9 protein-coding genes are annotated in these 11,494 nt (G+C 45.8%); 2 read left to right on the top strand and 7 right to left on the bottom strand.

Annotated features, from left to right (window positions below; translation table 11 throughout):
* Window positions 1-88: 88 nt before the first annotated feature.
* The 5 genes from FO446_RS04240 to FO446_RS04220 all read right to left on the bottom strand — a co-directional run bounded on the left by FO446_RS04240 (window position 89) and on the right by FO446_RS04220 (window position 8,048).
* The gene (locus FO446_RS04240; RefSeq protein WP_173610549.1) at window positions 89-1,522 is read right to left on the bottom strand and encodes a polysaccharide deacetylase family protein; all 1,434 of its coding nucleotides are present in this window, start codon (window positions 1,520-1,522) and stop codon (window positions 89-91) included.
* A gap of 216 nt (window positions 1,523-1,738) precedes the next feature.
* Window positions 1,739-3,069 (bottom strand): IS1182 family transposase gene (locus FO446_RS04235; protein WP_237901043.1). Its coding sequence is split into 2 segments (ribosomal slippage): window positions 1,739-2,529 and window positions 2,529-3,069, totalling 1,332 coding nucleotides; the frame shifts between segments, so codons are not numbered across the junction.
* 175 nt (window positions 3,070-3,244) lie between these two features.
* Entirely contained in the window at window positions 3,245-4,474 is a 1,230-nt protein-coding gene (locus tag FO446_RS04230) for an efflux RND transporter periplasmic adaptor subunit (protein WP_237899988.1), read from the bottom strand.
* A gap of 20 nt (window positions 4,475-4,494) precedes the next feature.
* Window positions 4,495-7,626 (bottom strand): efflux RND transporter permease subunit, encoded by a 3,132-nt coding sequence (locus FO446_RS04225; protein WP_237899986.1) that lies wholly within the window; start codon window positions 7,624-7,626, stop codon window positions 4,495-4,497.
* Between the two features lie 38 nt (window positions 7,627-7,664).
* Entirely contained in the window at window positions 7,665-8,048 is a 384-nt protein-coding gene (locus tag FO446_RS04220; RefSeq protein WP_237899985.1) for a MarR family winged helix-turn-helix transcriptional regulator, read from the bottom strand.
* Between the two features lie 228 nt (window positions 8,049-8,276).
* Between FO446_RS04220 and FO446_RS04215 the strand changes: the two genes are divergently transcribed.
* Both FO446_RS04215 and FO446_RS04210 read left to right on the top strand, forming a co-directional pair.
* A complete protein-coding gene (locus tag FO446_RS04215) occupies window positions 8,277-9,440 on the top strand; it encodes a sensor histidine kinase (RefSeq protein ID WP_237899984.1) in 1,164 nt (387 codons plus the stop codon).
* A gap of 35 nt (window positions 9,441-9,475) precedes the next feature.
* Window positions 9,476-10,180 (top strand): response regulator transcription factor, encoded by a 705-nt coding sequence (locus FO446_RS04210; protein WP_173610554.1) that lies wholly within the window; start codon window positions 9,476-9,478, stop codon window positions 10,178-10,180.
* A 71-nt stretch (window positions 10,181-10,251) separates the two neighbouring features.
* Here the strand turns inward: FO446_RS04210 and FO446_RS04205 are convergent, their stop codons facing one another.
* Together FO446_RS04205 and FO446_RS04200 are read right to left on the bottom strand one after the other, a co-directional pair.
* On the bottom strand, window positions 10,252-10,728 hold the full coding sequence (locus FO446_RS04205; RefSeq protein ID WP_173610555.1) for a GNAT family N-acetyltransferase: 477 nt from the start codon (window positions 10,726-10,728) through the stop codon (window positions 10,252-10,254).
* Window positions 10,709-11,419 carry an MBL fold metallo-hydrolase gene (locus FO446_RS04200; protein ID WP_237899983.1) on the bottom strand — a complete coding sequence of 237 codons (711 nt, stop codon included), beginning with the start codon at window positions 11,417-11,419 and terminating at the stop codon, window positions 10,709-10,711. Before FO446_RS04200 ends, FO446_RS04205 begins: the two co-directional genes overlap by 20 nt.
* Window positions 11,420-11,494: the final 75 nt, after the last annotated feature.

The raw sequence follows: 11,494 nt of genomic DNA, 5'->3' as shown, positions 1-11,494 counted from the left end.
GAGTATTTTTACTGTCAATCGCCCCCAGCTTTGCGAAAAAGGCAAAAAAAATCCCTTTCTGAGAAAGAGATTAGTTGCCAAAGCGGCTTTATTTAAGCATATCGTCCATCTTTACAAAGGTGTAGCCTTTGCTTTTCAAGCTTTCCAGTACAACCGGGAGTGCCTCAATCGTGTGGATGTCATCGAGCATATGCAGCAAAATGACACTGCCATTTTTCGTTCTGCTCATGACGCCATTTACAATATCTTGGGCGCTGTTTTTCTTGTCCCAATCCAATGTGGTGACATCGTACAACGCAATGACCTTGTATCCCGTAGCTGCTATCACTTTGGCTGTGTGATCGTCTACTACGCCAGTCGGCGGACGGAACAGCATGACAGGTTGCTGTTGGATCGCTTCGGTAATGACTTGATGTGCTTTGACCACGTCCTTTTGCAATTCTTCTGGTGTCAGCGTCGTTATGACTGGATGGCTATACGAATGGTTGGCCACATCATGGCCACTTTCTACCATCGCTCTCGCCAAATTCGGATTGTTCTCCACCCCTTTTGCCCGCAAGAAGAACGTCGCTTTTACATTATGCTCTGCCAAAATGTCCAATAGTTTCGTTACGGTTTTGTCGCTTCCCCAGTCATCAAAGGTTAGCGCGATCTGTTTTTTATTTGTGTCGACCTGAGAGATGATCTCGTACTCGGCATTTTCAAATTGCGGGTTCAATTTTGCTGCGTCAAAGCCTGGAATTTGTTCCAGCGGCTTGCGTTCACCGCCGTTTTTCACCATCTCACTGAGCGGGACAAACTGATAGCCGATATCCGCTGCTGCCTTGGCGATCATCGGAATGGCTGGGATCACCTCAGGATTGATGTCTGTATTGAGTGAGATAATGCTGCCTCTGGACATGTAGCGTGTTATGTAATCTCCAATAGTTTTGGCGTCTTTTTGCAAATCACGGTCCTTCGGGTTGATATTGTAGCTGACGACCGCTTCCATCCCGAGATGGGCGGCTGCCAAACGAACGTCATCTGTCACATCGCCAGATTTGGTCCTCACATAGCGAGGTGAAATACCCGTCTCGCGTTTGATTACCTCATTACTCAACTGAATCTCTCGATATATTTGCTCGTAGCTGAGCTTGCTCATATCCAATTGATTCAATGTGTTGTTTTGGATTTCATGACCGCGGGCCAAAATGTCCTTGGCGATGTTTGGCTCCTCGGCGACACGCATACCAGGGAGAAAAAAGGTAGCTTTTATTTTATGAGCATCTAGCTGCTCCAAAAGACTTTTCATCATTTTATCGTCGCCCATGCCGTTAAACGTCAGAGCCAGTTCCTTGCGCCCCGTGTATACATAAGGTAGCGCCTTGCTTTTTTCACCCGTGTATCGAGTGATTTTCTGTTTCTTCTCTATCTTCAGGCGCTCAGTGGATTCTTCTTTGCTCGCAAACATCGAGCATCCAGAGACGAGCACGACTGTCATGAGCAGTGCCATTCCTTTGGATAGTTTGGCGGATATAATCATGTATGACTCCTTATCCCTTCATTTCTTTGATGTCGAAATTAATCATAGCTAAAATTATACTCTGTTTGGCATTTTTGGTAGAGTAGATTTTCTTTCCATTTCATAACAAAAAAAGGCGGATCTGCTCCGCCCCAGACTGAAGAGAAACCCCCATTTTGGGGATTTCTTTTTGGTATTGTTCCAGCACGAAGTGCTGAAAAAGAGGATAGCCTGCACCTAACTTGCTTTCGCTAGGTGTAGTGCTATCTTTTTAATGTTTTGAACTGTTGCTGTCATCAATACCTGCTCTTGGACATTTTCACGTCCGCGTAACCTACAATAGCGAAGCCCATGCAGTTCTTTAGCATCTGCAAAGCTTCGCTCTATGGTTTGGTATCTTAATCTATACAAATATTTCCCTGATTTACTTAAACGGTTCTGTCGAACCCATTCCTTACTCTCTTCCCAAACGTGCCTGCTTATCACCTTTTGGTGATTTTTAGATCGGGTACACTCAGTAAGCCTTGGACAAGTTTTACAAATTTCTTTATTGGACTTATACATCCTGTATCCGTTTCGATCAGTAGTCGAATAAGTAAGCTTATGTTTTTGAGGGCATATGTACACATCGGACTCCAGAGCATATTTAAAACGCCATTTAGCAAAAAGGCCTTTAACAGGTGTAAAGGCACGATGACCGATGACAGCAAATACATTTATATCGTGAAGTGCCTTGCAGATTGGAGTAGTTAAGTAACCAGCATCTAATGCAATTGCTTCAATTGTATCCTTAAACCCAAACTTCTCGATTTGGAGATTCAGCCTATCTATGTAAGGAACGGAATCATGGACATTGCCAGCAGTGACATGGACATCGGTAATAATATTGTACTTATGATCGACGGTCCGGTGATCGAGATAGAAAAAGCCTTCGGGCTTGCTGTCTCGAACCATGTAGCCACTTTCTGGATCAGTAGTACTCACCTTGATTTCCTTTTCTTCCTTCACACCCTCTCTAGGCTTTAATCCTTTTTTCCATGTACTTCGCGGTCTTCATTAATTGCTGCCTCTAAATCTTTGAGATAGGCACGACTCGTTTTCTCGATGACATGCTTCTTAAATTTTCGTTTATTCGCATTTGCTTTAAGATGCGTGGAATCACTTATCAATACACGTCCAGCGACCATTCGATGCTGAATCGCCAAACGCACAATTTCATCAAAAATCTCCTGAAAAACATTTGTATTTTTAAAACGGGTTCGACGATTCCAACTGATTGTTGTGTGATCTGGAACTCGATCTGTTAAAGAAAGGCCAAGAAACCAACGGTAGGCGATATTAGTCTGGATTTCTTTTTCGAGCTGCCTCTCTGAGCGGATACCGTAAAGGTATCCAATGAAAATCATTTTAAATAAAACAATAGGATCAATGGAAGGTCTACCGTTATCCTCGCAATAATATTGACGTACTTTTTCTCGGATGAAAGAGAAATCTATATGTTTTTGGATGACCCTTAATAAATGGTCCTCTGGGACCAATTCATCGAGGCACACAAATTCGTAATGCATTTGCGGATTTTTATCATTGGAGGAAAGCACAATTATCACCTACTGTTAAATGTAATTATAAGAATTATAACAAATTAACGCGGTGTCGCTTTAAAATTAAGTGAAACAAAAATGGCTGTCGACTTTCTCGACAGCCTGAGGCGGATCTGCTCCGCCCCTTTTTCTTTCCTATTAACTACTCCTGAATACTCACCTTTCCGCCATCCACAAGCAGCGTCTGACCTTTTACCACGACTTTATCTCCATTCGCTAGGCCGGATACTACTTCAATCAACTCGCTTGTCGAGTTGCCCGTCGACACTTCCACTTGCTTGGCTGCTTCCCCTTCCAGCTTGAACACGTATTGTCTGCCTTCACGCTCAAATACGGCCTTGCGAGGAATGACCAGTGACTTCGCTCCTTCTGAGCTTTGCGGGAAGGTAACATTCACGACCATATCGGACTTCAATTCATTGGAAGCATTCGGGATCGTGATTTCTACTGGATAGGCCTTGAGCTGCGAATCCATGACAGGACTAATCGCCGTTACATTTGCATCAATCGTTTTGCCTGTAGACTGCACGTTTACTTTGACGACTGCTCCTACTTTTACTTTCGTCACATCTGCTTCGGACAAATTCGCTTTGACCACAAGTGGATTCGTTTTGACGACGGTCACAATAGGTTGCTGGCCTGTCATCTGTCCCACTGCCCCAGTCACGCTTGCGACGAATCCGTCGATGGGGGAGACAACCTTTGCATTTGCCAATTGCTCACGAGCGTTTTGCAGTCTGACCTCGGACTCCGTTACACTTGCCGCCGATACTTGCACACCCGTTTTTTGTTTCGCGCTTTGCAGCTTCTGCTTTGCATTATCATAGGAAATTTGGGCTTTTGTGAGCGTTGTATTAGCCTCTTCCATTTTCTCAGTAGCAATCGCTCCCTCTGCGAGCAGCTTCTGATTACGTTGTTGATTCAGTTTGGCGTCAGCAAGCGCTCGCTCTGCTTCCGTCAAATCATTTTGTGCTTCCACCAAGCTTTGGTTAGAAGTACTGCCTGCTTGAGTTAAGTTCGCTTTTGCCACACGGAGAGCTGCTTCTTGTTCTCTTACGCTGTTAGAGAGCTCATTCGTATCGAGTGTAAACAATAATTGTCCTTTTGTTACGGGCTGACCCAGCTTTACGGGCAGAGACGCAATTTTCCCACCGGTTTTTGGTGACATTTGGACTTCCTCACTCGGTGCCAATTTTGCAGTGAGTCCAGCCTCAGAAGTGACCATGCCTTGTGCCACCGTTGCAACCTGTACAGGGGTAACCGTTTCTGCTGGTGGGGCAGCAGTCGTCGCGGCCTCTTCCTGACTTGCGCAGCCTGTGATCAAGGTAAGGGAAAGTAGCGCCACAATCGCGATTCTTTTATTTATGATCATGAATGGTTCCTCCTCTTTTCTCATGCATTTGTCGATTCCAAAGTGGTAAGGCTTTTCTTTTCCTGCTTTTGCTTGCGTTTGTTGCGTCTCTTTTGTCCCATCTCATCAAACCATACGGTAACCACAGGTACGAGTACGAGTGTGATCATGGTGGAGAAAATCAAACCATACATGACGGTAGTAGCCATTGGCGCTTGCAGTTCCAAACCAGACCCAGCAGCAACCGATAGAGGAGCAATGGCCATAATGGTTGTGAGAGTTGTCATCAAAATTGGGCGCAGACGAGCAGGTCCTGCATGTAAAATCGCTTCATGTAGCTCCCAACCTTTTGCACGCAACTGATTGATCAAATCGATTAGCACAATCGCATTGTTCACAACCAGACCGATCAGCAAAATGTACCCGATCAAAACAGATACGGTAATAGGCGTGCCTGTAAACAAAAGCCCCAGTATAACCCCAGTAAGGCTCGGAGGAACCGAGAACATGATAATAAATGGACTGAAAAGCGATTCAAACTGAGCAGCCATGACCATGTACACAAGCACGACAGACAAGATAATCGCAAGACCCAGATTCACAAAAGAATTTCCCATATCCTCGCTCTGCCCGCCCATTTCGATGGTATATCCGTCTGGAACATTCAACTTATTGATGATATTCGTAACTTCCGTCGCGGCCGCTTGCAGGTTATCCCCAATCAAATCGCTTGTGACTGTCACTTCGCGCGTCATGTTTTTGCGCTCAATCGATGGTGGTACATCGACTTTGCTAATGGTCGCCACGGAAGTGAGGCTGATTTGAGCGCCTGTTGGCGTGGAAATGCGCAGATTCTTCAAGTAATTGATATCTTCCTTATAATGTTCTGGCAGTTTGAGATTGATATCAATTTCATCTTCGCCCGTACGATACTGGGTAACCGTTTGACCTTGGAAAGAAGTTCGCACAGCAGAAAGGATTTCATTTGTTGTCACTCCGTACAAGCTCGCCTTCTCTGTATTGACCTTCACATCGAACTCCTGACTCATTTCCTGAACACTGGTAGATACGTTGATCGTTCCCGGTACCTTGGCTATTTCTCCTTTCACAATCTCACTCAGTTCCGTTAAGACGTCCAGATCATCTCCGCGAATTTCAATCGAGATGGCTGCTCCGCCCCCCATACCACCGGAAAGGGATTTCACCTTGATATCTGCACCTGCAATATGCTTGACTTGCTCTTGCAGGCCCACAGCAATTTCCTCTGTCGATCGCTGTCTCGTAGAAATCTCTCCTACGTGAAGTTCGATCGTTGCGTTATGAGAAGTAGATGCACCGCTCTCTGAAATACCGTCGCTACCCCCGACAGAGGACTTGACCAATTTCTTTTCTGGCACTTGATTGACCACTTCTTCTACTTGCTTCATTACTTTTTCTGTTTCCGTCAAGACAGTACCCTTTGGCAACTTGATCTCTACCTGGATTAACCCTTGGTCCATATCTGGGAAAAAACCTGCTCCGAGAGAGGGAACTAACATCAATGAGCCAATCAACATGGCAAAAGCAGATCCGATCACCGTTTTCCGATGACCCAATGCCCATTTGAGCAACCTTTGATAACCCTTCTCCACTTTATGGAATCCGATATTAAACCAGATTATTGGATTGAAGCCGCGATAGTTTTCGTGATTCGTATGCTCCGGTACCGTTTTTAACATCCGAGCACTCATCATCGGAACCAGCAAGAAAGTGAAAACAAGTGCTGCGATGTGTGAGAAAACGACCGTCAACGCTAACGGTGCGAAAAGCTCAGCAACAATCCCCTCTGTCAGCGCAATCGGTAAGAAGACGCAAATTTGTGCCAATGCCGATGCCATTACCGCGGTTCCTACCTCTTTGGAACCGACCAATGCCGCTTCCATCATGCCCTTACCTTGTTCCCGCTGACGGAAAATGTTCTCCAGCATAACAACCGCGAAGTCCACTAATGATCCCAATCCGAGCGTGAGACCTGCCAAGGAAATCAAGTTGATTGTTTGACCTGTCATATACATCAAGAGGAAGGTTGATATGATCGATACAGGCAGGACAATGACCGCAATGAGCATAGACGACAGACTGCCCAAGAAGAAGAACAGCATGAGTACGCCAATGGCACCACCTGCAAGAGCATGTACTATCGTGTTGTTAACGGAACTCTGGATATAGGTAGAGGTATCGAGAACGATACTTGTTTCTACATTTGCTGGAAGCGTGCTATTAATCTTCTCCAGCTCAGCCTTTACGTCTTTTGCGATTTTGATCGTATTGCCACCTGTGCCTTTCATCACGGAAATTCCCAAGCTTGGCTTTCCATCAATGTAGCTCAGATTGGTCACTTCTTTGATGGTGTCTGTTACGTTGGCAATATCACTCAGTCGGATGAAGCTCCCACCGACAGAGATCGGCGTGAGTGCAATGGTGTCCACATTGGTGAATTCTCCTTGCACGCGAATACTGGTTTTTGCGTCACCTTCCCGTATCGCACCAGCTGATCCGGATACATTGCTGTTTTCAAGTGCTGCCTTTATTTGATCCAATGTCAATCCATAGGCGGCTAGTTTGGCTGGGTCCACGATGATATCGACAATTCGCTCTTGCCCACCGGTGACAGTGACAGAAGCAACACCGTTAATTCGTTCCAAGCGGGCCTTAATTACATCATCCGCGATTTTTTTCAGTTTGTTGACATCTTGATCGCCAGTTACAGCCAGATCAATGATCGGTTGGCTTGTCGGATCAAATTTCAAAACTCTTGGTGAACCAGCTGATTCAGGCAAGCTCCCTCGGACCAAATCTACTTTATCTCGCATATTCAGTGTCGCTTGATCCATGTCGGTTCCCCACTTGAAATGGAGGATGACCGAGGAGGAGCCGTTCACAGAGGTTGATGTGACCTTGTCTAAATTCGGAACCGTGCCTAATGCATTTTCGATCGGTTTGGTAACGAGCTTTTCTACCTCGGCTGGAGCCGCCCCCTCAACAGAGGTAACAACTACGGCGACCGGTGAAGTCAGCGATGGCATCAATTCAATAGCCAAGCGAGGAAAGGTAACCAAACCAAAAATGAAGATGGCTATGGATATCATAATCATCGTGACCGGACGTTTAATGGACAGTTCGGATATATTCAAAATTTTCTCACCTCTTCTTTTGTAGGGAGCTCAGCGTATCAGCTCAGTATTTCTTTCTCCAAAATAAGCTCGCGCAAGGAATGCAGCGAAGCAGGTGTGCAAGCACTTCCTTCTTGACACGTCCAATTCGCTGATACACGGTCCGTCAATGCTGCCCACACAATTCTCCGATCCGATTTATCACGAAATCTGCGCACCAAGTTCATCTGTTCCAACCGACTGATTAAGCCTGAGGTCGTACTATAGGAAAGACCAATCGCCTTGCTGATTTCTCCCATTGTTTTCGGGCTGATCGCGATTTGCTCCAGAATGAGAACTTGTTGCCAGGTGATATCACTTGAATCCAATGCTTGCATGGAAAGAGTGGAAAATACGGTGCTCGTTTCACGTAGAATCTTCGCTAACTGAAACAGTTCGTTCATAAAAGCCTCCTACCCATTGTCTATTTTTCGGACTATCGTTTGGGGTGTTCCCCTCCACAGATCAAATTGTACTTATACGATTCGTCCCCGAAGTCTATCGGGCAGTCAAATTGTGGAATTTGATTTTATCTATCCAGAGATAGAAGACCGTACACCCGGAGATAGACGACAGCGCATGCTAAAATGAAACTATAATGGGTACGTATTCCAAGAAAGGAGGTTGTCTTCTTGAACGCTTCAACTGCATCTTTACGCTCCCGTTTCCTGCTCATTTGTTTTTTTGTATTGATCTCATTTTTTCTCATTCCAACAGCTTACATCCATGAACCCCCCATTCCATTTATCATCTCTCTGATCATCATCTTCTGCTTCTTGCTGATGTTTCTGAGACCCAAAAAGAATTGGAAACCACTTCAAAAAGACATCGCCATTATCGTTCTTGGTACTGTGTCATTTATAAAAGTTCTATATGTAGGAGAAGAGATCGGTCTATCCTTGCCATTGGTAGCTTTTATTGGTTTTCACATTCTTGAACGCCGCGGATTGTACTATGCGATTTTTTTTGGCACATGCTCCTTTTCTTACATGTACTTTTATAAAGGCAATATTTTTGAGGAAGTAATCGGCTATGTCGTGGCCTATATCGGATGGTATATCGGCGCACGAGGATTATCTCTTCAAAATCAAGCAAAGGAATCGAGTCAACAGCATCTGAAACAATTGCAAGAGGCGCATGTTGAACTCCAGGAAGCTCATTCTGAACTTCAAGAGGCCTCTGTGAATACACTTCGTGCCGCTGTCCTCGAAGAGAGGACCAGAATCGCCCGCGATGTTCACGACGCCTTGGGGCACAGTCTCACATCGTTAATCGTTCAATTGAATGCTTTAAAATACATGCTGCAAGGAGGACCGAGTGACGCACAGGAGGCTGTCCGAGACATGCTTACGGTATCCAAGCAAAGCCTCGATGATATACGCTCGTCTGTACATACATTGGCTGCAGACAAATCTTCTCTGGGAATCACACCGCTGCGCATACTCTTATCACGAGCCCAACAGCATACCGACATCAAAATGCAGCTGATCAGTCCCAATCCAGACATTCCTCTCTCTCAGCAGATGACCATTACGCTTTACCGGATTCTCCAAGAAGCGATTACCAATTCCATACGACATTCTGATGCAACAGAAATTTTCATCACGATTGAAAAAAAGCAAAACTATCTATTCCTGGCTATTTGGGACAATGGGAATATGACGAATCATCATCAAATCAAGCTGGGCGCAGGTTTAACAGGTATCGCAGAACAAACCAAGCAACTAAACGGGGACCTTTCCTATTCCATTCGAGAGCCCCACGGCTTTCAAATTGACATCAGCTTTCCGCTTTGAAAAGCAAATAGCGGTATATAAGGAGGAATGCCAGCGTGGAAAATCAAAACAAAAAAGAGACCATTCGTGTGGTCCTGGTCGATGACCAAACGATGATCCGTCAAGGATTGGGATATGTCATCAGTATGCAAAAGGATATGGAAGTAAGCGGGGAGGCTTCCAATGGGGAAGAAGCCGTGAAGATCGTAGGAGAAATCATTCCTGATGTAGTCTTAATGGATGTACAAATGCCGAATATGTCAGGAATTGATGCAACACGAGAAATCACTCGACTCCATCCTTCGATAAAAGTTTTAATCCTCACAACATTTGACACGTACGATTACATTGTAGACGGTATTCGTGCTGGTGCTGTCGGCTATATGCTAAAGGATTCCGATTCACAGGATATGTTGGACCTCATTCGCAGGGCCCATCAGGGAGAGGCACTGTTTTACACGGCTACAGCTGCCAAGGCTCTAGCGGAGGTTCTACAGTTTCAACAAAAGAATCACGAACCTGACTCTGATGCTGACTGTGACTCGCTTCCACCCCTTGTCATGCTTGATCAGTTGACTGATCGAGAGCGGGACGTACTTGAGCAGCTATCCTACGGCAAACGCAACGATCAAATTGCGCAGCACTTACTCATCTCAGGGGGAACCGTCAAGACGCATATCCATCGGATCTTGCAAAAAATGGGCGTAGAAGATCGTACACAAGCAGTTGCCAAGGCGATCCGGTATAAAATCGTGAAATAGGGAAGGAAACAAAAAAGCCCAAGCATGTAAAGCATGCTTGAGCGTTGATAACTGATTGGAATAGACTGCAGCTATTCCATACTCTGTACCTTTCCGATCTCCACTTCCAACAGCGGTAATACTCTTCCTGGGAACACGGTAGACGCGATTTCTCCTACTCGCTTTGCCCCTCTCGACAAGTAAAACGGTTCTGCGTACGGGTCGCTGTGGATGGTGATGACTGGGATATCCAGCTTTTGTGCCACCTCCACCATATGCTGCCACAGAGCCTTTCCATAACCTTTTCCTACTGCCTCCGGTTCCAGGAACAAAAAGCCTAATAGCCACTGCTCCTGCTCTGCATCCTTTTCCAAACTCATGAAGCCTTTGATGCTGCCCTCATCCTCTAACACATATACTTCCTGTGTCTCGATATAGGCAGATGATAGCGTCAGATCTTCGCGACAGGCCTCCATGAATTCATCACTGTATCCCCAATAAGCTTTGGAGCGATAGGCTAGCTTGCTCAGTTCGCTTGCTTCTTGTCCTTTACCTCTGCGGATGTTCATCTGAATTCAGGCCCTCCTTTGCTACGATCTCTGCTAACCGTTGTTTGATACCCCCTGTACAAACGCCACCATGATAGGCAATCACTGTCTCTATATCGAACTCGAGCAGTTTGCGGATCGATTGCAGAGCTGTCGCTTGATCTGGTGTGAATTCGGGATTGAAAGGCATCAGTACCCCATCTTGTGCTGTGAGGGCGTCTCCAGAAATCAGCGTCTTGCTCGGAATATGATACAAAGAGATGTGATCGGGGGAATGACCGGGCGTATAAATCACCTGTATACCGCCACAGTATGGGAGAACATCGCCATCCTGTACGGCATAATCGACTTCTACCGGAGGAGCCAGTACCCCACTTTTGATCAGGGGTGTTTCTCCAGCCAGATACGGAATCGCTGCCTCGTGAGCAATCACCTGTACGCTTCCTTCCGCTGCTGCTACGATTTCTGGCAAGCTGCCGATATGATCCCGGTCTTGATGGGTAATGATGATTTTCGTCAACTTTTCAAAGGGAATCGCTTCTTGCTCCAGTACGTTCTGAATCAGTTGCAATTGTCCGGAGATGCCTGTATCCACAAGAATGGCTTCATTCTCATCCCATAGCACTGCGGTGTGGACGACGAATGGATTGCCTCCTGCGTTCATCTCCAGTTTGATCGTTTTGATTCCTTCTGTTTGGGTCAAATCGGACACCTCCAGTATTTGCTTGAATCTGAATCGTATGAATGATTCCCTAAAAGCAGGGGTGAATCCTCCCCTCCCCGATTG

This window comes from Brevibacillus brevis, from assembly GCF_022026395.1.
Lineage (GTDB): Bacteria > Bacillota > Bacilli > Brevibacillales > Brevibacillaceae > Brevibacillus.
The sequence above is the reverse complement of the archived record's forward strand: the minus strand, read 5'-3'. Positions and strand labels throughout refer to the sequence as shown.

What these genes read in the sequence shown, in the direction of transcription:
- FO446_RS04240 (WP_173610549.1), bottom strand. Translation starts at nt 1,522, where the DNA reads ATGATTATATCCGCCAAACTATCCAAAGGAATGGCACTGCTCATGACA.
- FO446_RS04230 (WP_237899988.1), bottom strand. Translation starts at nt 4,474, where the DNA reads ATGATCATAAATAAAAGAATCGCGATTGTGGCGCTACTTTCCCTTACC.
- FO446_RS04220 (WP_237899985.1), bottom strand. Translation starts at nt 8,048, where the DNA reads ATGAACGAACTGTTTCAGTTAGCGAAGATTCTACGTGAAACGAGCACC.
- FO446_RS04205 (WP_173610555.1), bottom strand. Translation starts at nt 10,728, where the DNA reads ATGAACATCCGCAGAGGTAAAGGACAAGAAGCAAGCGAACTGAGCAAG.